Annotated in this window: 35 protein-coding genes; all 35 read left to right on the top strand. The window is 46.2% G+C overall.

Annotated elements, in window-relative coordinates; translation table 11 throughout:
- The first annotated feature begins 120 nt into the window (after positions 1 to 120).
- The 35 genes from KJS63_RS25275 (at position 121) to KJS63_RS25105 (ending at position 20124) form a co-directional block, all read left to right on the top strand.
- The gene (locus KJS63_RS25275; RefSeq protein WP_068620425.1) at positions 121 to 372 is read left to right on the top strand and encodes a ribosomal L7Ae/L30e/S12e/Gadd45 family protein; all 252 of its coding nucleotides are present in this window, start codon (positions 121 to 123) and stop codon (positions 370 to 372) included.
- Positions 373 to 512: 140 nt separating this feature from the next.
- Complete coding sequence (rpsL, locus tag KJS63_RS25270; RefSeq protein ID WP_068620424.1) at positions 513 to 935, top strand: 30S ribosomal protein S12; 423 nt, start codon at positions 513 to 515, stop codon at positions 933 to 935.
- A gap of 52 nt (positions 936 to 987) precedes the next feature.
- Positions 988 to 1458 carry a 30S ribosomal protein S7 gene (rpsG, locus tag KJS63_RS25265; protein WP_068620423.1) on the top strand — a complete coding sequence of 157 codons (471 nt, stop codon included), beginning with the start codon at positions 988 to 990 and terminating at the stop codon, positions 1456 to 1458.
- 47 nt (positions 1459 to 1505) lie between these two features.
- Positions 1506 to 3584 carry an elongation factor G gene (gene fusA / locus KJS63_RS25260; RefSeq protein ID WP_068620422.1) on the top strand — a complete coding sequence of 693 codons (2079 nt, stop codon included), beginning with the start codon at positions 1506 to 1508 and terminating at the stop codon, positions 3582 to 3584.
- 96 nt (positions 3585 to 3680) lie between these two features.
- Positions 3681 to 4871 (top strand): elongation factor Tu, encoded by a 1191-nt coding sequence (gene tuf, locus KJS63_RS25255; protein WP_068620421.1) that lies wholly within the window; start codon positions 3681 to 3683, stop codon positions 4869 to 4871.
- 379 nt (positions 4872 to 5250) lie between these two features.
- On the top strand, positions 5251 to 5559 hold the full coding sequence (gene rpsJ, locus KJS63_RS25250) for a 30S ribosomal protein S10 (protein WP_009226637.1): 309 nt from the start codon (positions 5251 to 5253) through the stop codon (positions 5557 to 5559).
- Positions 5560 to 5604: 45 nt separating this feature from the next.
- Positions 5605 to 6228: a 50S ribosomal protein L3 gene (gene rplC / locus KJS63_RS25245; RefSeq protein WP_068620420.1), complete on the top strand. Its 624-nt coding sequence runs from the start codon at positions 5605 to 5607 to the stop codon at positions 6226 to 6228.
- A gap of 27 nt (positions 6229 to 6255) precedes the next feature.
- Positions 6256 to 6879, top strand: a complete 624-nt coding sequence (gene rplD, locus KJS63_RS25240; protein ID WP_213621576.1) for a 50S ribosomal protein L4 — start codon at positions 6256 to 6258, stop codon at positions 6877 to 6879.
- Positions 6879 to 7169, top strand: a complete 291-nt coding sequence (rplW, locus tag KJS63_RS25235) for a 50S ribosomal protein L23 (protein ID WP_068620416.1) — start codon at positions 6879 to 6881, stop codon at positions 7167 to 7169. Before rplD ends, rplW begins: the two co-directional genes overlap by 1 nt.
- A 29-nt stretch (positions 7170 to 7198) precedes the next feature.
- Positions 7199 to 8029 (top strand): 50S ribosomal protein L2, encoded by an 831-nt coding sequence (gene rplB / locus KJS63_RS25230; RefSeq protein ID WP_068620414.1) that lies wholly within the window; start codon positions 7199 to 7201, stop codon positions 8027 to 8029.
- 75 nt (positions 8030 to 8104) lie between these two features.
- Entirely contained in the window at positions 8105 to 8383 is a 279-nt protein-coding gene (rpsS, locus tag KJS63_RS25225; RefSeq protein WP_068620413.1) for a 30S ribosomal protein S19, read from the top strand.
- Positions 8384 to 8417: 34 nt separating this feature from the next.
- A complete protein-coding gene (gene rplV / locus KJS63_RS25220) occupies positions 8418 to 8750 on the top strand; it encodes a 50S ribosomal protein L22 (protein ID WP_068620412.1) in 333 nt (110 codons plus the stop codon).
- A 13-nt stretch (positions 8751 to 8763) separates the two neighbouring features.
- The gene (rpsC, locus tag KJS63_RS25215) at positions 8764 to 9429 is read left to right on the top strand and encodes a 30S ribosomal protein S3 (RefSeq protein WP_213621575.1); all 666 of its coding nucleotides are present in this window, start codon (positions 8764 to 8766) and stop codon (positions 9427 to 9429) included.
- Between the two features lie 2 nt (positions 9430 to 9431).
- Entirely contained in the window at positions 9432 to 9866 is a 435-nt protein-coding gene (gene rplP / locus KJS63_RS25210) for a 50S ribosomal protein L16 (RefSeq protein ID WP_068620409.1), read from the top strand.
- The gene (rpmC, locus tag KJS63_RS25205) at positions 9856 to 10056 is read left to right on the top strand and encodes a 50S ribosomal protein L29 (RefSeq protein WP_068620407.1); all 201 of its coding nucleotides are present in this window, start codon (positions 9856 to 9858) and stop codon (positions 10054 to 10056) included. The genes rplP and rpmC overlap by 11 nt, the downstream gene beginning before the upstream one ends.
- Positions 10057 to 10110: 54 nt before the next feature.
- Positions 10111 to 10374, top strand: coding sequence for a 30S ribosomal protein S17 (gene rpsQ / locus KJS63_RS25200; RefSeq protein ID WP_068620405.1), 264 nt, complete (start codon positions 10111 to 10113; stop codon positions 10372 to 10374).
- Between the two features lie 35 nt (positions 10375 to 10409).
- Entirely contained in the window at positions 10410 to 10778 is a 369-nt protein-coding gene (gene rplN, locus KJS63_RS25195; protein WP_068620404.1) for a 50S ribosomal protein L14, read from the top strand.
- Between the two features lie 42 nt (positions 10779 to 10820).
- Entirely contained in the window at positions 10821 to 11174 is a 354-nt protein-coding gene (gene rplX, locus KJS63_RS25190) for a 50S ribosomal protein L24 (protein ID WP_082927007.1), read from the top strand.
- 31 nt (positions 11175 to 11205) lie between these two features.
- A complete protein-coding gene (gene rplE, locus KJS63_RS25185; RefSeq protein ID WP_068620403.1) occupies positions 11206 to 11748 on the top strand; it encodes a 50S ribosomal protein L5 in 543 nt (180 codons plus the stop codon).
- Positions 11749 to 11792: 44 nt separating this feature from the next.
- Positions 11793 to 11978 (top strand): type Z 30S ribosomal protein S14, encoded by a 186-nt coding sequence (locus tag KJS63_RS25180; RefSeq protein ID WP_009226651.1) that lies wholly within the window; start codon positions 11793 to 11795, stop codon positions 11976 to 11978.
- Positions 11979 to 12009: 31 nt separating this feature from the next.
- Positions 12010 to 12408, top strand: coding sequence for a 30S ribosomal protein S8 (rpsH, locus tag KJS63_RS25175; RefSeq protein WP_068620401.1), 399 nt, complete (start codon positions 12010 to 12012; stop codon positions 12406 to 12408).
- A gap of 30 nt (positions 12409 to 12438) precedes the next feature.
- Positions 12439 to 12981, top strand: a complete 543-nt coding sequence (gene rplF / locus KJS63_RS25170; RefSeq protein WP_068620398.1) for a 50S ribosomal protein L6 — start codon at positions 12439 to 12441, stop codon at positions 12979 to 12981.
- Positions 12982 to 13061: 80 nt separating this feature from the next.
- Complete coding sequence (gene rplR / locus KJS63_RS25165; protein WP_082927147.1) at positions 13062 to 13430, top strand: 50S ribosomal protein L18; 369 nt, start codon at positions 13062 to 13064, stop codon at positions 13428 to 13430.
- 27 nt (positions 13431 to 13457) lie between these two features.
- Positions 13458 to 13955, top strand: a complete 498-nt coding sequence (rpsE, locus tag KJS63_RS25160; RefSeq protein WP_068620394.1) for a 30S ribosomal protein S5 — start codon at positions 13458 to 13460, stop codon at positions 13953 to 13955.
- Between the two features lie 12 nt (positions 13956 to 13967).
- Positions 13968 to 14153, top strand: coding sequence for a 50S ribosomal protein L30 (gene rpmD, locus KJS63_RS25155; protein WP_068620389.1), 186 nt, complete (start codon positions 13968 to 13970; stop codon positions 14151 to 14153).
- Between the two features lie 48 nt (positions 14154 to 14201).
- On the top strand, positions 14202 to 14642 hold the full coding sequence (gene rplO, locus KJS63_RS25150) for a 50S ribosomal protein L15 (RefSeq protein WP_068620387.1): 441 nt from the start codon (positions 14202 to 14204) through the stop codon (positions 14640 to 14642).
- Positions 14642 to 15946, top strand: coding sequence for a preprotein translocase subunit SecY (gene secY, locus KJS63_RS25145; protein ID WP_068620385.1), 1305 nt, complete (start codon positions 14642 to 14644; stop codon positions 15944 to 15946). Before rplO ends, secY begins: the two co-directional genes overlap by 1 nt.
- Before the next feature lie 91 nt (positions 15947 to 16037).
- Positions 16038 to 16682: an adenylate kinase gene (locus KJS63_RS25140; RefSeq protein WP_068620383.1), complete on the top strand. Its 645-nt coding sequence runs from the start codon at positions 16038 to 16040 to the stop codon at positions 16680 to 16682.
- A gap of 4 nt (positions 16683 to 16686) precedes the next feature.
- Positions 16687 to 17439: a type I methionyl aminopeptidase gene (map, locus tag KJS63_RS25135; RefSeq protein WP_068620381.1), complete on the top strand. Its 753-nt coding sequence runs from the start codon at positions 16687 to 16689 to the stop codon at positions 17437 to 17439.
- 9 nt (positions 17440 to 17448) lie between these two features.
- Positions 17449 to 17757 (top strand): KOW domain-containing RNA-binding protein, encoded by a 309-nt coding sequence (locus tag KJS63_RS25130; RefSeq protein WP_213621574.1) that lies wholly within the window; start codon positions 17449 to 17451, stop codon positions 17755 to 17757.
- Between the two features lie 2 nt (positions 17758 to 17759).
- The gene (infA, locus tag KJS63_RS25125) at positions 17760 to 17975 is read left to right on the top strand and encodes a translation initiation factor IF-1 (protein WP_006212898.1); all 216 of its coding nucleotides are present in this window, start codon (positions 17760 to 17762) and stop codon (positions 17973 to 17975) included.
- 155 nt (positions 17976 to 18130) lie between these two features.
- A complete protein-coding gene (rpmJ, locus tag KJS63_RS25120; protein ID WP_003333770.1) occupies positions 18131 to 18244 on the top strand; it encodes a 50S ribosomal protein L36 in 114 nt (37 codons plus the stop codon).
- A 20-nt stretch (positions 18245 to 18264) separates the two neighbouring features.
- A complete protein-coding gene (gene rpsM, locus KJS63_RS25115; RefSeq protein WP_213621573.1) occupies positions 18265 to 18633 on the top strand; it encodes a 30S ribosomal protein S13 in 369 nt (122 codons plus the stop codon).
- Positions 18634 to 18652: 19 nt separating this feature from the next.
- On the top strand, positions 18653 to 19048 hold the full coding sequence (gene rpsK, locus KJS63_RS25110; protein WP_068620375.1) for a 30S ribosomal protein S11: 396 nt from the start codon (positions 18653 to 18655) through the stop codon (positions 19046 to 19048).
- Positions 19049 to 19179: 131 nt separating this feature from the next.
- Positions 19180 to 20124, top strand: coding sequence for a DNA-directed RNA polymerase subunit alpha (locus KJS63_RS25105; RefSeq protein WP_068620367.1), 945 nt, complete (start codon positions 19180 to 19182; stop codon positions 20122 to 20124).

Raw genomic sequence — 20124 nt, 5'->3', positions numbered from 1 at the left:
CACTTACGGCTGCTTCGCCGTTTTATTCATTTAATTGCTTGACATCGCCCATCTGGGATGCTAATATAGCAAAGGTGCGTGAGTAGAGGTAATTCCCTGTATTTTTGGAGGAATCGAAAGATGTCTAATGATAGAGGACTACAGGATGCTCATGTCAAGATTGGCGCCAAGCAAGCGACGAAAGCCGTGGAACTTGGGAATGCCGAAGAGGTTTACATCGCACAAGATGCAGATCCACGTGTTACGTCAAAGATCATAGGGCTCTGCAATAAGGCTTCGATCAAACTGACTTATGTTGATACCATGAAGGAACTCGGCAAAGCTTGCGGGATTGAGGTTGGAGCAGCTGTGGTTGCGATAGTAAAACAATAATCGTATGAAACGTTTTTGCATTAGGGTGAATGCCCGAGGCAAAAACTTTCCTTTGCTTTTTTATGAACCGCCTGGGTCTGTGGGCTTAATTAATTGGTTTGTAAAGATGCGTAAACATTGAGGAAGGGGGTGGCAACAACATGCCAACAATTAACCAACTAGTTCGTAAAGGACGTCAAGCTAAGGTCTACAAGTCCAAATCGCCAGCTCTTCAAAGAGGGTTCAACGCCCTGAAGCGTGAGGCTACTGATTTGAGCGCTCCACAAAAACGTGGTGTCTGCACTCGTGTAGGTACTATGACTCCGAAGAAACCGAACTCAGCGCTTCGTAAATATGCCCGTGTTCGTTTGACGAACCGCGTAGAGGTGACTGCTTACATTCCGGGTATCGGACACAATCTGCAGGAACACAGTGTCGTGCTGATTCGTGGAGGCCGGGTAAAAGACCTTCCAGGGGTACGTTATCATATCGTACGCGGAGCTCTTGATACTGCAGGTGTTAACAACCGTATGCAAGCCCGTTCTAAATACGGTGCGAAACGTCCTAAGGCTAAGAAGTCTTAAGATTAACGAATAACATTAATTGAATGAACTATTACTGAAAGGGGGATAATCCATGCCACGCAAAGGTCCTGTTACAAAGAGAGACGTGCTGCCGGATCCGGTGTATAACAGCAAGCTTGTTACCCGCCTAATCAACCGCATCATGCTCGACGGAAAACGCGGAGTTGCTCAAAGCATCCTGTACAATGCGTTCAACCTGATTCAAGAACGTACTGGTAATGATCCAATGGAAGTGTTTGAAGCAGCTATCAAGAACATCATGCCGGTCCTTGAAGTTAAAGCTCGCCGTGTAGGTGGTGCGAACTATCAAGTGCCTATCGAAGTTAAACCAGAAAGACGTACTTCCCTTGGTTTACGTTGGCTCGTGAACTACTCCCGCAATCGCGGAGAGAAAACTATGGAAGAGCGTTTGGCTGCTGAGATCATCGATGCATCCAACAACACTGGCGCTTCGGTTAAGAAACGCGAAGATACGCACAAAATGGCTGAAGCAAACCGTGCGTTTGCTCACTATCGTTGGTAGGATAAGGCCGAAACTAATAACTTCAATTTTGAAGGGAGACTTTATTCATGGCAAGAGAGTTCTCCTTGAAAAATACACGTAATATCGGGATCATGGCACATATTGACGCCGGTAAGACAACTACCACTGAGCGGATCTTGTTCTACACAGGCCGTACGCACAAAATCGGGGAAGTTCACGAGGGTGCTGCGACAATGGACTGGATGGAGCAAGAGCAGGAGCGCGGGATCACAATTACGTCCGCTGCAACTACCGCTCAATGGAAAGGTCACCGCGTTAATATCATCGATACCCCAGGGCACGTTGACTTCACAGTTGAAGTAGAACGTTCCCTTCGTGTATTGGACGGGGCAGTAGGCGTTTTCAGTGCGAAAGAAGGCGTGGAGCCACAGTCTGAAACTGTATGGAGACAGGCTGACCGTTATGGCGTTCCACGGATCGCATATGTTAACAAAATGGATATTATCGGTGCTGACTACCTGAACGTTGTAAAAGATATGCGTGATCGTCTGCAAGCGAATGCGGTGGCTATCCAGCTTCCAATCGGTGCAGAGAACGACTTTACCGGTATCATTGATATCGTTGAAGAAAAAGCGTATATGTACAAAGACGATCTGGGTCAAAACATCGAAGAAACCGAAATCCCTGCGGAATTCAAAGACCAAGTCGAAGAACTTCGCAGTGAACTGATTGAGAAGGTTGCAGAACTTGATGAAGAACTGACTATGAAATACCTTGAAGGTGAAGAGATCACAGTAGCTGAGATCAAAGCAGCCCTTCGTAAAGGTGTAGTAGAAGTTAAGATCTTCCCAGTTATCTGCGGTTCTTCTTACCGCAATAAAGGGGTTCAGCTTATGCTGGACGCAGTTATTGATTACCTGCCAGCTCCGATCGACGTGCCGGACATCAAGGGTCACCTTGACGATGGAACTGAAGCGATTCGTAAGTCTTCGGACGAAGAACCGTTCTCGGCATTGGCATTTAAAATCATGACAGACCCTTATGTGGGTAAATTGACATTCTTCCGTGTGTACTCCGGTGTTCTTCAATCCGGTTCATACGTACTGAATGCTACAAAAGGCAAACGCGAGCGTATCGGTCGTATCCTTCAGATGCATGCGAACAGCCGTCAAGAGATCACTGAAGTTTACTCCGGTGATATCGCAGCTGCCGTAGGTTTGAAAGATACTGGTACAGGTGATACACTGTGTGATGAGAAGCATCCGGTTATTCTTGAATCGATGAACTTCCCTGAACCAGTTATCGAGATCGCGGTTGAACCTAAAACCAAAGCCGACCAAGATAAGATGAGTGTTGCTCTTGGTAAGCTCACTGAAGAGGATCCAACTCTTCGTGCGTCTACTAATGAAGAAACAGGTCAAACGATCCTGGCGGGTATGGGTGAGCTTCACCTTGATATCATCATCGACCGTATGCGTCGTGAGTTCAAGGTTGAAACGAACGTAGGTAAACCACAGGTTGCTTACCGTGAGACTTTCCGTGAAGCTGCACGCGTTGAAGGTAAGTTCGTGCGTCAATCCGGGGGCCGTGGTCAATACGGTCACGTATGGGTTGAATTCGAACCGCTTGAACCAGGCAGTGGCAACCAATTCGATAGCAAGATTGTCGGTGGTTCGGTACCAAGAGAATATATCGGACCGGCACAACAAGGTATCGAAGAGCAAATGAAGAACGGTGTCCTTGCTGGATTCCCACTCGTGGATGTAAAAGCGACAATCGTCGATGGATCATACCATGATGTTGACTCCAACGAGATGGCGTTCAAAATTGCAGGTTCTATGGCTCTGAAAGCGGCTAAAGAGAAGTGTAAGCCGGTCATTCTTGAGCCAATTATGAAAGTTGAAGTAACAGTCCCTGAAGAGTACATGGGTGACGTTATGGGTATGCTGAACTCCCGCCGTGGCCGTATCGAAGGTATGGATTCCCGTGGTGGAGCTCAAATCATCCGTGCGAAGGTGCCTCTCTCCGAGATGTTCGGATATTCCACAACTCTTCGTTCTGGTACACAAGGACGCGGTGTGTTCTCAATGGAAATTAGTCACTACGAAGAAGTTCCTAAATCCATTCAGGAAGAGATCGTATCCAAAGCCAAAGGTACAGACTAATCTGTTTTTAACTGCTGGAAGGAAGTCTTTCTTCGGAAAGGCATTCCGGACGGCCCAAACATAACAATCCCATATTTTAAGGAGGAACTGTTTAAAATGGCAAAGGCTAAATTTGAACGTACAAAACCGCATGTTAACATCGGTACAATCGGTCACGTTGACCATGGTAAAACTACCCTGACTGCTGCAATCACTACTGTATTGTCCAAGACTTATGGTGGTGCTGCTGTAGCATTCGACCAAATCGATAAAGCTCCAGAAGAGCGCGAGCGCGGTATCACAATCTCAACTGCACACGTTGAGTATGAAACTAACAACCGTCACTATGCACACGTTGACTGCCCAGGTCACGCCGACTATGTTAAAAACATGATCACTGGTGCTGCTCAAATGGACGGAGCAATCCTGGTTGTATCCGCAGCTGACGGCCCAATGCCACAAACTCGTGAGCACATCCTGTTGTCCCGCCAAGTAGGCGTGCCTTACATCGTTGTGTTCCTGAACAAATGTGACATGGTTGAAGACGAAGAGCTCTTGGAACTGGTTGAAATGGAAATCCGTGACCTTCTGAACGAATACGAGTTCCCTGGTGACGACACTCCAATCACTCGTGGTTCTGCTCGTGAAGCTCTTCAAAACCCAGACGGCGACTGGGCTAAGAAAATCGTTGAAATGTTCGAAATCATCGACACTTACATCCCGCTTCCAGAGCGTCAAACTGACAAGCCTTTCCTTATGCCTGTCGAGGACGTATTCTCCATCACTGGCCGTGGTACAGTTGCTACAGGTCGTGTAGAGCGCGGTACTGTTAAAGTGGGCGACGAGATCGAAATCGTGGGTATCACTGAAGAAACTAAGAAATCCGTTGTAACTGGTGTTGAGATGTTCCGCAAATTGCTGGATTCCGCTCAAGCTGGTGACAACATCGGTGCTCTTCTTCGCGGTGTAGACCGTAACCAAATCGAGCGTGGTCAAGTATTGGCTAAACCAGCTTCCGTTAAGCCACACACTGAGTTCACTGCTCAAATCTACGTTCTGACTAAAGAAGAGGGTGGCCGTCACAAGCCTTTCTTCACTGGATACCGTCCACAGTTCTACTTCCGTACAACTGACGTAACTGGTATCATCAACCTTCCAGAAGGTTCTGAAATGGTTATGCCTGGTGATAACATCACTGTTACTGTACAACTGATCTCCCCAATCGCGATTGAAGAAGGAACTAAGTTCTCCATTCGTGAAGGCGGACGTACAGTAGGTGCAGGATCCGTAGCAACAATCCAAAAATAATCAAGCTGTCAAAGCTTGGTTTGAACAATAAAGCAACATTGTGATGGAACGAGCAACAGTGTGATGTAAACGAAAGAAGAGAAGGTTCGTCTCTTGGAGGCGAACCTTTTTTATTTATAATAGAAGAAAGCCGTATTGGGTGACTGGAAGCGTTAAGTACACTGGTAAATTTATCATTTGTGGACTCGCAAAGTTTTTTGTATATTATGCTTGCATTCAGCCTATGGATTCTATATAATAATGAATGTTGTTCTGTGACGTTGCGATGATGTGAGAGGTTACCGACACACCCGGCCCCTTTGCCATGAGGCAGTGTGATTGGAAAATTTTCACGGAGTATGTCCGATAATAAATTGGGCGATAGAAGGAGGGACTAAAAATGGCAAAGCAAAAGATTCGTATTCGTTTGAAAGCTTACGACCATAGAATTCTTGATCAATCCGCTGAGAAAATTGTTGAAACTGCAAAACGTTCGGGTGCTGGCGTATCTGGACCGATTCCACTTCCAACAGAAAAACAAGTTATTACTATTCTTCGTGCGGTACACAAGTACAAGGATTCTCGGGAGCAGTTCGAACAACGCACACACAAGCGTCTGATCGATATTGTGAATCCGACTCCACAAACTGTGGATGCCTTGATGCGCTTGGATCTGCCGTCCGGTGTAGATATCGAAATCAAACTGTAAGTCAATAAAATGCATTGTGATTAGGAAAGGAAATGAGGTGTCAACATGAAAGGTATCTTAGGAAGAAAGCTTGGAATGACTCAAGTATTTACCGCTGAAGGTAATGTAATCCCTGTAACTGTAATCGAAGCAGGCCCCAATGTTGTTTTGCAGAAGAAGGATGCTGAGAACGACGGTTATGAAGCGGTACAGCTTGGTTTCTCTGATAAGAAAGAGAAAGCAGCCAACAAACCAGAAGCAGGACATGCCAAAAAGGCTAACACTGCACCTAAGCGCTACGTTCGCGAAATTCGCGGTATTGATTTGGCAGGATATGAGGTTGGCCAAGAGGTTAAAGCTGATGTCTTTGCTGAAGGTGAATTTGTTGACGTAACTGGTATTTCCAAAGGTAAAGGTTTTGCCGGCGTTATCAAACGTTGGGGACAAAGCCGCGGACCAATGGCTCACGGTTCCCGTTACCATCGTAGACCGGGTTCCATGGGTTCCATTCAAGCGAACCGTGTTCCTAAAGGTAAACACCTGCCAGGACATATGGGTAGCGAAACGGTTACGATTCAAGGACTTGAGATCATCAAGGTTGACGTTGAACGTAACGTGCTGCTCGTGAAAGGTTCTGTACCGGGTCCTAAAAAAGGCTTCGTGAAAATCAAAGAAACGGTGAAGAAATAATTCTTCTGAAGAAAGGAGGAACAAACAATGCCTAAAGTAGCACTTTTTAATGTCAGTGGCAGCCAAGTTGGCGAAGTTGAATTGAACGATGCGGTATTCGGTATCGAGCCGAACGTCCATGTCCTTCATGATGCTGTTGTTATGCAGCGTGCATCCCTTCGTCAAGGCACTCACAAAGTAAAAGGACGTTCTGAAGTACGTGGCGGTGGTCGTAAGCCTTGGAAACAAAAAGGTACTGGCCGCGCTCGTCAAGGTTCGATCCGCGCTCCACAATGGGTAGGTGGCGGTATCGTATTCGGACCAACACCACGCAGTTATGCATTCAAACTTCCTAAGAAAGTTCGTCGTTTGGCGATTAAATCCGCGCTTTCTTCGAAAGTTGTTGATAACGACATTATCGTACTAGATCAATTGAGCTTTGGTGCACCGAAGACTAAAGAATTCGCAGCTATCTTGAACAACCTTAAGGTAGAACGCAAAGCTTTGGTTGTAGGATCCAGCTACGATGACAACGTTGCGCTTTCTGCCCGTAATATTCCGGGTGTGAAATTTGTAGCAGCTGATGGCATCAATGTTCTTGACGTACTTACGTACGACAAACTGATCATTACGAAAGAAGCAGTTCAGAAGGTAGAGGAGGTGCTCGCGTAATGAAAGATCCTCGTGATGTTATCAAACGTCCAGTGATCACAGAACGTACGGCTGAATACATGGGTGAACAGAAATATGTGTTCGAAGTGGATATCCGTGCGAACAAAACTGAGATCAAACAAGCGATTGAAGCGATCTTTGGCGTGAAGGTAAGCAATGTTAACACCTTGCGTGTCCCTGCGAAGCCAAAACGGTACGGACGTCATTTCGGATACACTTCCGAATGGAAGAAAGCGTTCGTAACACTTACGGCCGATAGCAAACCGCTGGAGTTCTTTGAATCGGTATAAGAATTTTTCACAGTTAGGAGGGAAAACAAGTGCCAATCAAAAAGTATAAACCGACATCCCCGGCAAGACGCGCTATGTCCGTGTCTACTTTTGAAGAAATCACAACAAATGTGCCGGAGAAATCCTTGCTTGCGCCGCTTAGCAAAACTGCTGGCCGTAACAACCAAGGTAAAATTACGGTTCGTCACCACGGTGGTGGACACAAACGTAAATATCGTATCATCGACTTCAAACGGAACAAAGATGGAATACCGGGCCGCGTTGCTACAATCGAGTATGACCCGAACCGTACTTCCAACATCGCTTTGATTCACTATGCAGACGGTGAGAAGCGTTACATTCTTGCTCCTAAGGGCTTGAAAGTGGACGACGTAGTAGTATCTGGTGCAAATGCCGACATCAAAATCGGTAACGCGCTTCCTATGGAGAACATTCCAGTAGGTACAGTTATCCACAACATCGAACTTCAACCAGGCAAAGGCGGACAGCTTGTTCGTGCAGCTGGTACTGAAGCTCAACTTCTTGGTAAAGAAGAAAAATATGTCACAGTTCGTCTTTCTTCCGGTGAAGTGCGTAAACTTCTTAAAGTTTGCCGCGCTACAATCGGTTCCGTAGGTAACGGAGACCACGAGCTTGTGAAAATCGGTAAAGCTGGCCGCAGCCGTTGGTTGGGTCAACGTCCGGAAGTCCGCGGGGTAGTTATGAACCCTAACGATCACCCTCACGGTGGTGGTGAAGGTCGCGCTCCGATCGGTCGTAAATCGCCATTGTCTCCTTGGGGCAAACCAACCCTTGGTTACAAAACGCGTAAAAAAGGAAAAGCTTCTGATAAATACATCGTTCGCCGTCGCACGAAGTAATACGCTTAGGCGCATTACTTCTCCGGTTAACGGGTTAGAGACTTATAAAGGTTTCATGAAGGGAGGATTCAAGCTATGGGTCGCAGTTTGAAAAAAGGGCCATTCATCGATGGCTACCTGCTTAAAAAAGTGGATGAAGTGAACGAAAGTAACAAAAAAGTTGTGATCAAAACCTGGTCCCGCCGTTCCACCATTTTCCCACAGTTTATCGGACACACTTTCGGCGTATACGACGGCCGCAAACACGTACCGGTATATGTAACTGAAGATATGGTAGGACACAAGTTGGGCGAATTCGCACCAACCCGTACCTACAAAGGTCATACGGACGACGATAAGAAAACAAGACGCTAAAATGAAGTTCTTCGTTTGAGAGGAGGTAACAAACATGGAAGCAAAAGCACATGCAAGATCCATTCGTATTGCTGCTCGTAAGGTTAAGCTCGTGGTTGACCTGATCCGCGGCAAGCAAGTGGGTGAAGCTATCGCCATTCTTCGCCACACTCCTAAAGCTGCTTCGCCAGTAGTGGAGAAGCTCTTGAACTCGGCGATTGCGAATGCTGAACATAACTATTCTATGGATGTAAATAAATTGGTTATTTCGGAAATCTTCGTTAACCAAGGTCCGACAATGAAACGTTTCCGTCCTCGTGCTATGGGACGTGCAAGCCGGATCAACAAACGCACCAGCCACATCACTTTGGTGGTATCCGAAAAATAAGGAGGGAAAACGTGTGGGCCAAAAGGTAAATCCCGTCGGATTGCGGGTAGGTATTATCCGTGATTGGGAATCTAAATGGTATGCAGGCAAAGATTTCGGTGATCTTTTGCTGGAAGATGTAAAAATTCGTGAACACCTTAAAGGTAAATTGAAAGAATCCGCAGTATCTCGTATCGAGATCGAAAGAGCGGCTAACCGTGTGAACGTAACTATCCACACTGCGAAACCAGGTATGGTTATCGGTAAAGGTGGTTCTGAAGTTGAGAACCTTCGCAACGAGATTACTAAGATCGCTGGTGGCAAGAAAGTTCATATCAATATTTCTGAAATCAAACACCCTGAGCTCGATGCAATTCTGGTCGCAGAAAGCATTGCACAACAATTGGAACGTCGCGTTTCTTTCCGTCGTGCTCTGAAACAAGCGATTCAAAGAACTATGCGTTCTGGCGCGAAAGGGATTAAAACAGCAGTTAGCGGCCGTCTTGGCGGTGCTGAAATTGCTCGTTCGGAAGGCTACAGTGAAGGAACTGTTCCACTTCATACGCTTCGTGCTGATATTGACTACGGTACAGCTGAAGCTCATACAACTTACGGCCGTATCGGTGTAAAAGTATGGATTTATCGTGGAGAGGTTCTTCCTACGGCTAAGAAACAAGCTGCTCAGGAAGGAGGCAACTAATCATGTTGGTACCAAAACGTGTAAAACACCGCAAACAACAACGCGGTAGTTTGAGAGGTCAAGCTAAAGGCGGCACTGAACTGAACTTCGGTGAATACGGCCTGCAAGCAACTGAACCATCTTGGATCACGAACCGTCAGATTGAAGCAGCGCGTATTGCAATGACGCGTTACATCAAACGTGGTGGTAAAGTATGGATCAAAATTTTCCCGGATAAGCCGATTACTCAAAAGCCTCTTGAGGTTCGTATGGGTAGTGGTAAAGGTAACGTTGAGAAATGGGTTGCAGTTGTGAAACCAGGTAAGATCATGTTTGAACTTGCTGGTGTATCGGAGGAAATCGCACGCGAAGCGATGCGTCTTGCCGCTCACAAACTGCCTGTTAAAACTAAGTTTGTGAAACGTGAAGAATTGGGTGGTGAAGCAAATGAAAGCTAATGAACTTCGCAACTTAACCACTGTTGAAATTGAACAAAAAATCGCCGGGTTTAAAGAAGAACTCTTTAATCTCCGTTTCCAACTGGCTACTGGCCAGCTTGATAACCCGACTCGCATCCGTGATGTGCGTAAGGCCATAGCTCGTGCTAAAACCGTTTTACATGAAAGAGAACTTGGTATTACTAGCTAAGTTACACAGCGACGCAGCTTATAGCAGCGCCTGAATTCAGGAAGGAGGCTAACCATGAGCGAACGCAATGCCCGTAAAGTGCAAATTGGTAAAGTTGTCAGCGACAAAATGGATAAAACCATCGTAGTAGCTGTTGAAACTTACAAAAAGCATGACCTGTATCATAAACGCATTAAATACACTAAGAAATTTAAAGCGCATGATGAGAACAACACTGCGAAAATTGGTGACACGGTGAAAATCATCGAAACTCGCCCGCTTTCCAAAGATAAACGCTGGAGACTTGCAGAAGTCGTTGAACAAGCGGTTATTATCTAATTGCTCGTCAGTGAAGTCGAAAGGAGGATACTAGAATGATTCAACCATTTACACGATTGCATGTTGCTGACAACTCTGGAGCGAAGGAACTGATGTGTATCCGCGTTCTGGGTGGTACTGGTCGTCGTACAGCTCAAATCGGTGACTTGATCGTTTGTTCTGTAAAACAAGCAACACCAGGCGGCGTTGTCAAAAAAGGTGACGTTGTTAGAGCGGTTGTTGTTCGTACTAAACGTTCGGTTCGCCGTAAAGACGGTTCTTACATCGCTTTCGACGAGAACGCAGCTGTAGTAGTTAAAGAGGACAAGAGCCCACGTGGTACTCGTATTTTCGGACCTGTTGCACGCGAACTGCGTGACAGAGATTTCATGAAGATCGTTTCCTTGGCTCCGGAAGTTATCTAAAGAAAGAGTCCCTTATATTCATGCAACCGGGAGGTGTAATAAATGCCTAGATTGAAAAAGATTCTGGAGTCCCACAACAATAAACTGCACGTCAAAAAAGACGATACGGTGATCGTAATCAGTGGTAAAGACAAAGGCAAGAAAGGCCGCGTCATCGCTGCTTACCCTCGTGAGAACCGTGTGCTTGTGGAAGGCGTGAACATGGTAAAGAAACATCAAAAGCCAAATCAGCTGAACCCACAAGGCGGAATTATTGAGCAAGAAGCTCCGATTCACGCATCGAACGTTATGCATGTCGATCCTAAGAGCGGAAAAGTAACCCGTATCGGTTACAAAGTATTGGATAACGGCAAAAAAGTTCGTGTAGCTAAGAAATCCGGAGAAGTGATCGACTAATCCAGTAAGAAAGAAAGGAGGTCCATGATTCATGGCAGCAAGATTGAAAGAGCGTTTCTTGAATGAAGTAACCCCAGCTTTGATCCAAAAGTTTAACTATACAACGGTTATGCAAGTGCCTAAAATCGAGAAAGTGGTCATCAACATGGGTGTTGGTGAAGCAGTAGCTAACTCGAAAGTACTTGATTCTGCGGTGAATGATCTGCAGCTGATCTCTGGTCAAAAGCCAGTTATCACCCGTGCGAAGAAATCCATCGCTGGATTTAAACTTCGTGAGAACATGCCGATCGGTGTGAAAGTAACACTTCGCGGTGAGCGTATGTACTACTTCCTCGACAAGCTGTTCAATGTAACCCTTCCACGTGTCCGTGACTTCCACGGTGTATCTAACAAAGCGTTTGATGGACGTGGCAACTACACACTCGGCCTCAAGGAACAATTGATCTTCCCTGAGATTGAGTATGACAAAGTAGATAAAGTGCGCGGTATGGATATCGTAATCGTAACTACGGCTAAAACCGATGAAGAGTCGCGCGAATTGTTGGCCGGACTCGGAATGCCTTTTGTAAAGTAAGGAAAAATTCGATTCTTGGAATCGATCAGGAGGTGTCAGGCTAAGTGGCAAAAACTTCAATGAAAGTTAAACAACAACGCACACCAAAGTTCAAAGTACGTGCATATACACGTTGTGAGCGTTGCGGTCGTCCACATTCGGTACTGCAAAAATATAAAATCTGCAGAATTTGTTTCCGTGAATTAGCTTATAAAGGCCAGATCCCTGGCGTGAAAAAAGCAAGCTGGTAAACAATCAACAACGGGAAGGAGGTTTACACGAATGACTATGTCAGATCCAATTGCTGATATGCTTACACGTATTCGTAACGCGAATGTAGTGCGTCACGAAACTGTGGAAATGCCTGCATCCACGATCAAAAAACAAATCGCTGAAATCTTGAAGCGTGAAGGTTTTATCCGTGATGCAGAATATATCGATGACAATAAACAAGGGATTATCCGCATTTTCTTGAAATACGGATCCAATAACGAGCGCGTTATTTCCGGATTGAAAAGAATCAGTAAGCCTGGCCTTCGCGTGTACACGAAGAGCAACGAAGTTCCACGTGTGCTCGGCGGTCTAGGTATTGCGATTATCTCCACATCTAAAGGTGTTATGACCGACAAGGAAGCTCGTCAGGCTAAAGCCGGCGGCGAAGTTGTCTGCTACGTTTGGTAATTAAAGTCACAAAACAAGGAGGTGCAGCAAATGTCTCGTATTGGTCGCAAACCAATTAACGTACCAAGTGGTGTTGATGTTAAAATCGACAACTCGGTAATTACGGTAAAAGGACCGAAAGGTACATTGACTCGTGAACTTCACAAGGACATCAAAGTTTCTGTGGAAGAGAACGTAATCAATGTAGAACGTCCTTCTGATAATAAACTTCATCGTTCTCTTCATGGTACTACGCGCAGCGTGGTGAACAACATGGTGAGCGGTGTAACCGACGGATTCTCCAAATCCCTTGAGCTGGTTGGGGTTGGATACCGTGCAAGTAAATCCGGTGACAAGATCGTCCTGAACGTGGGTTACTCCCACCCGGTTGAAATCACTCCGGAACCAGGCATCGAATTCGAAGTTCCTGCGAATACAAAGATCATCGTTAAAGGAATCGATAAAGAGCGCGTAGGTGCATACGCTGCTAAAATCCGTTCCGTACGCGAGCCTGAGCCTTATAAAGGTAAAGGGATCAAGTATGAAGGCGAACGTATTATTCGTAAAGAAGGTAAAGCTGGTAAGAAGAAGTAAGCTTCTTACAGGTAATAACCCGATTGCGGCTTGAATTGAAACGGCTTGTATGGTAAACCGAAGGGAGTGAAATGGAAGTCATGATTACAAAAGCGGATAAAAACAAAGCGCGTCTGAAAAGACACCTGCGTGTGCGTAAAAAAATCCAAGGAACGGCTGAACGTCCAAGACTTAACGTATACCGTTCTTCCAAACATATCTATGCTCAATTGATCGATGACGTAGCTGGCGTAACTCTTGCGTCTGCTTCTACAATTGATAAAGAGCTTAGCGCAAGCATCAACAACGGCGGTAGTGTTGAATCTGCCCGTCAAGTTGGCGAACTGATTGCAAAACGTGCTCAAGCTAAAAACGTTAAAAACGTGGTATTTGACCGCGGTGGCTACTTGTACCATGGACGGATTCAGGCTCTTGCTGACGCAGCTCGTGAAGCTGGTCTTGAATTCTAAGATTATTTCTAAAAGGAGGTTAACGACTTGCGTATAGATCCTAACGCTTTAGAACTGACTGAAAGAGTTGTAAATATTAATCGTGTAGCTAAAGTTGTAAAGGGCGGACGTCGTTTTAGTTTCAGCGCACTGGTTGTTGTCGGCGACGGCAAAGGCTGGGTTGGTGCTGGCATCGGTAAAGCGGGCGAAGTTCCAGAAGCAATTCGCAAAGGTATCGAAGATGCGAAGAAGAATCTGGTACACGTTCCGCTTGTTGGAACGACTATTCCTCACCTTGTAACAGGACACTTTGGCGCTGGCCGCGTTCTTTTGAAGCCGGCTTCCGAAGGTACTGGAGTTATCGCTGGCGGACCAGTTCGTGCAGTACTTGAACTTGCTGGTGTAGGCGACATTTTGACAAAATCCTTAGGTTCTTCGAATTCCATGAACATGGTCAACGCGACTTTGGAGGGCTTGTCCCGTCTGAAACGTGCTGAAGATGTTGCGAAATTACGCGGTAAATCCGTCGAAGAACTTCTCGGTTAAGGAGGGAATCTCATGGCAAAACTTCAAATTACCCTCGTACGGAGTTTGATTGGCCGTCCGGAGAACCAACGTACTACCGTGAAAACTTTAGGACTTCGTAAAATCAACCAACAAGTGGTTCACAACGACAATCCTGCTATTCGTGGTATGGTTAATCAAGTGAGTCATTTGGTATCTGTACAAGAAATTCAAGAGTAAGACAACATAAAGCTTTAGCCCACAATTATGAAGGAGGTGCAACGAACGATGAAGTTACATGAGCTTTCCCCAGCTCCTGGTTCCCGCAAAGAGCGCAAACGCGTGGGTCGCGGACCAAGTAGCGGTATGGGTAAAACATCTGGACGTGGTCACAAAGGTCAAAACGCTCGTTCCGGCGGTGGTGTTCGTCCGGGCTTCGAAGGTGGACAAAACCCACTGTATCGTCGCTTGCCAAAACGTGGTTTTGTTAACCCAACCCGTAAAGAGTATGCGATTGTGAACATCGAGGAACTTAACAACTTTGCGGCGGATACAGAGGTTACTCCTGAGCTGTTGTTGGAACAAGGTATCGTGAAGAACGCGAAGAGCGGAATCAAGATTCTTGGCAACGGCGAAGTTACAGTGAAATTGTCTGTAAAAGCAAATAAGTTCTCTCAATCTGCGGTAGAGAAGATCGAGGCTGCCGGCGGTAAAACCGAGGTGATCTAATGTTTAAAACCCTCAAGAATATATGGAATGTGAAGGATCTACGCAACCGAATTTTGTTTACTCTGTTTATTTTCTTGATCTACCGGATTGGTACATTCGTACCGGTTCCGGGTGTTAACACGGATGTGTTCACGGCAACGAATCAAGCAGGTAATGCACTGTTCGGTCTCCTGAACACGTTCTCGGGCGGCGCATTGAAGCAGTTCTCAATACTTGCGCTTGGGATCTATCCATATATCACGGCTTCCATCATCGTTCAGCTCCTGTCCATGGATGTCGTTCCAAAGCTTGCGGAATGGGCCAAACAGGGTGAGATGGGGAAAAAGAAATCAGCACAGCTCACTCGTTATTTAACGATTGCGCTGGGTGTGATTCAAGCCTTTGCAATGTCCATCGGTTTTAACCGGATCTACGGTACTCAAATGGTTCCAAATGCTACATTTGCGGACTATGCTCTGATTGCCCTCGTGCTGACAGCGGGAACAGCGTTCCTGATGTGGCTCGGGGAACAGATTACGGAGAAGGGTATTGGTAATGGTATTTCATTGATTATCTTTGCAAGTATCATTGCGGGTATTCCAGGACACATTCAAAGCTTGATCAACTCTGATTTCATTGCGGAAGGCCAAACCTTCCTGAATATCACTAAATTTATAATCATTGCCTTGGTTGTAGCGCTGATTATTGTCGGTGTTATTTACATCCAACAGGCGATCCGCAAGATCCCGGTGCAGTATGCAAAACGGGTGGTTGGCAACAAGATGTACGGCGGACAAAATACGCATATCCCATTGAAAATCAATGCGGCTGGCGTTATCCCGGTTATCTTTGCTGTTTCCCTCCTCCAGTTCCCATCAATCATTGCTGGTTTCTGGTCTACGCATGCTTGGGCTCAGTGGATCATTGACAATTTCTCCATGCAAAAGGGCGCACCGCTCGCTATGGTGCTGTATGTCATAATGATTATTGGTTTTACGTTCTTCTACACCTTTGTTCAGATGAATCCGACTCAAATGGCGGATCAGATGAAGAAGAACGGGGGTTATATTCCGGGAGTTCGCCCAGGGAAAACAACGGCAACTTACCTCACACGTGTTATGACACGTCTGACGATGACCGGTGCAATCTTCCTGGCACTAATTTCACTGCTTCCGATAGCCTTGGGCACTTGGGCTGGATTACCTAGCTCAATTCAAATTGGGGGAACATCTCTTCTGATCGTAGTCGGTGTTGCACTGGATACCATGAAGACGATTGAAAGCCAGTTGATGAAGCGCCATTACAAAGGGTTTATTAATAAGTAGGCGATAGGTTCCGGCCGGGCTCTTCTAGACTCGAACCGGCACCTATTGTTATGTTCTTGCACTCAAGCTAGTTATGGAGGGAGTGACAGACTTGAACATCTTAATTATGGGGCCCCCTGGGGCAGGAAAAGGAACACAAGCGGAAGTCATTGTTGGTGAATTCGGCATTCCTCACATTTCGACAGGTGATGCATTTCGTCTGGCGATCAAACAAGGAACTCCCGTAGGGATTAAAGCTAAAGAATACATCGACCAGGGTCTGCTGGTACCTGATGATGTGACTGTGGGGATTGTTCGTGAGCGTCTTCAGCAGTCCGATTGCGAAAAAGGTTTTTTACTGGATGGTTTTCCAAGAACCCTTTCGCAAGCGGAAGCGCTGGAGCAGCTGTTAAGCGAGCTAGGAACTAAGCTGGATCATGTCGTCAACCTGAAAGTGGATCGCAACAAGCTGCTGGCGCGTCTCACCGGACGCCGCATTTGCAAGTCTTGCGGATCTACTTATCATGTGCTCTTTAACCCTCCTAAACAGGAAGGTGTATGTGATAAATGCGGCGGCGAGCTGTACCAGCGTTCCGATGATAATGAAGAGAGCGTGGGCACTCGGCTCGACGAGTATATCTCAAAAACTGCACCGCTTCTTACGTTTTATGAACAAAAAGGTTTGCTGCGCGAAGTCGACGGCGAGCTTGAAATTGATACGGTTTCTGAGAAGATCGTATCACTACTGCGAGGTTAACTGAATGATCATTTGTAAATCCGAAACGGAACTAGGCTATATGAGAGAAGCAGGGCGGATTGTTGCGGAAACGCACCGGATCTTGGCACAAGCGATCGAGCCCGGTATTACGACGGGAGAGCTTGATCAAATCGCTGACAAGTACATTCGCAGTCAAAACGCAGTGCCGTCTTTTAAAAACTATAACGGTTTCCCCTACAGCATATGCGCTTCGACTAACGAAGAGCTGGTTCATGGATTTCCTGGCAAGCGCAAATTAAACGAAGGCGACATTATCAGTCTTGACATCGGAGCGGAGTACAAGGGTTACCACGGTGACTCAGCCTGGACGTATCCAGTAGGCAAGATTACGGATGAAGTTCAAAGACTTCTTGATGTAACGGAGCGTTCACTGTACGCTGGTCTCGCACTTGTCAAGCCGGATGTCCGCTTGTTTACAATCTCGCATGCGATTCAACAAGTCATCGAGGAAGCTGGATTCTCTGTAGTCAGAGAATATGTGGGACACGGAATTGGAGCCAAGCTCCATGAAGAACCGCAAATTCCTAACTATGGTGTTCCAGACCGCGGTCCAAGACTCAAACCTGGAATGGTGCTTGCAATAGAGCCGATGGTCAATATCGGAAAGCGTTACGTCAAGACGCTGGAAGATAATTGGACGGTTGTCACGGTGGACGGTTCATGGTGTGCTCACTTTGAGCATACAGTGGCTGTAACTGCTGACGGCCTCGAAATTCTTACAAAACTGGATGCGTAGGTGAACCTCTTGACACACCGCACAGACCCGCAGATCGGTCAAATTGTAAGGATTCTCAAAGGCAAGGATGCCGGAGGGATCGGTATTGTTGTGGAAGTACTGGATGACAGGTTTGTCCGGATTGCGGATGGCGGCAAACGAAAGTTTGATCAAGCCAAACGGAAGAACATTCAGCATCTTGAATGTACGGATTGGATCAGCAGTGAAGTTGTGAATAGTTTGAATGAGAGCGGCCGGGTAACGAACGGAAAACTGCGTTATTCAGTAAGTAAGTTTAAAGAATCCAATTTAACCAATGCTGAAGAGAAAGGAGACTGACTATGGCTAAGGAAGATGTCATTGAAGTGGAAGGTACGGTCATTGAGCCGCTGCCGAATGCTACTTTTAAAGTTGAGCTTGAGAACGGCCATCAGATTCTCGCTCATGTTTCCGGTAAGCTGCGGATGCACTTTATCCGTATTCTGACAGGGGACAAAGTGGTTGTACAGTTATCACCTTATGATCTGACTAAAGGTCGTATAACGTACCGTAAATAGATTCCATACCGCAAGAGAACAATTTCGTGGTATGATAGCAAAGTTGGGTTTTTCTTAGTAAAAACTTTTACTTTGGAGGTGGGTCTGAAGTTTGGGCCAGCCGTATGCTTTCGAAATATGTTTTACTCCGGTAAAACGTTTAGGAGGTAATTGATATGAAGGTAAGACCTTCTGTAAAGCCAATTTGCGAAAAATGCAAAGTCATTCGTCGTAAAGGCAATGTAATGGTAATTTGCGAAAATCCGAAACACAAACAAAAACAAGGTTAATGAAGGGGGTGTAGCGTAAAATGGCTCGTATAGCTGGTGTGGATTTGCCACGTGATAAACGCGTTGAGATCGCCTTGACTTATATTTTCGGAATCGGTAAAACGACTTCCCAGAAAATTCTGAGCGAAACAGGCATCAGCCCGAACACTCGCGTTCGGGATTTGACAGAAGATGAGGTTAGCAAACTCCGTGAATCGATCGACAAAACGGTCAAAGTGGAAGGCGACCTGCGTCGTGAGATTTCTTTAAATATTAAACGTCTTATCGAGATCGGTTGCTACCGCGGTGTTCGTCACCGTCGTGGATTGCCGGTTCGTGGACAACGTACTAAGACGAATGCCCGTACTCGTAAGGGTCCTCGTCGTACTGTAGCGAACAAGAAGAAGTAAGAAGGAGGGATAACAGACAATGGCTAAACCAAAAAAAGTCGTACGTACTAAACGTCGTGACCGTAAAAATATTGAATCTGGTGTGGCACATATCCGCTCCACGTTCAATAACACTATCGTAACGATTACGGATCCACACGGAAACGCGATCTCCTGGGCAAGCTCCGGTGGTCTTGGTTTCAAAGGTTCCCGTAAATCGACTCCTTTTGCCGCTCAAATGGCTGCGGAATCCGCTGCTAAAGCTGCGATGGAGCATGGTATGAAATCCGTTGAAGTCATGGTTAAAGGTCCTGGCGCCGGCCGCGAAGCTGCAATCCGCTCGCTTCAAGCTGCAGGACTCGAGGTTAACATGATTAAAGACGTAACTCCAGTTCCGCATAACGGATGTCGTCCTCCAAAACGTCGTCGTGTCTAATGAAGTCAACCTCTAGTGTGGTATAAGCGTATCGCAACTTGGAAAGAATGGTTGTTTAGGCATACTACATGACAGACTCACAAAAAGGTGACAGTTTCAGAAGAAGCGACGTTTCGAAGGAGGGTATTGCAGTGATAGAAATCGAAAAGCCAAAAATTGAGACCGTAGACGTTAACGATGAAGGCACCTACGGGAAATTTGTAGTAGAACCACTAGAACGGGGATATGGCACGACTCTCGGGAACTCGCTTCGCCGGATTTTGCTTTCCTCGCTTCCAGGTGCAGCCGTAACCTCGGTTCAAATCGACGGTGTTCTGCATGAGTTCGCTACGATCCCTGGTGTGATGGAAGACGTTACGGAAATCATTCTGAACTTGAAGGCTCTTTCGCTTAAGATTCATTCGGATGAGGAGAAAGTGCTCGAGATTGATGCTGACGGCGAGGGAGCAATCACTGCAGGTGATATCCGTGCGGACAGCGATGTAGAGATTCTGAATCCAGAACTTCACATTGCGACCCTGGCACCGGGTTCAAGACTCCATATGCGTATCTTTGCCAACCGTGGTCGCGGTTATGTTCAAGCTGATAAGAACAAACGTGAAGACCAGCCGATTGGTGTGATACCTGTTGATTCTATCTATACCCCGATTTCCCGTGTGAACTACACCATCGAGAATACGCGTGTTGGTCAAGTAACCAACTATGACAAGCTTACGCTTGAAGTATGGACCGATGGCAGTATCAGACCGGAAGAAGCGGTTAGTCTCGGCGCAAAAATTTTGACCGAGCATCTTTTCTTGTTCGTGGGCCTCACGGATGAAGCGAAGGACGCTGAAATCATGGTAGAGAAAGAAGAAGACAAAAAAGAAAAAGTGCTTGAAATGACGATAGAAGAGCTTGATCTTTCCGTTCGTTCTTATAACTGCCTCAAACGTGCTGGTATCAACACAGTACAAGAGCTGACAACGAAAACCGAAGAAGACATGATGAAGGTCCGCAACCTCGGACGCAAGTCTTTGGAGGAAGTTCAGGAGAAGCTAGAGGAACTCGGTTTAGGACTCCGTACAGAAGAATAG

The sequence above is a fragment of the Paenibacillus sp. J22TS3 genome, assembly GCF_018403205.1.
GTDB lineage: Bacteria > Bacillota > Bacilli > Paenibacillales > Paenibacillaceae > Fontibacillus > Fontibacillus tuaregi.
The sequence above is the reverse complement of the archived record's forward strand: the minus strand, read 5'-3'. Positions and strand labels throughout refer to the sequence as shown.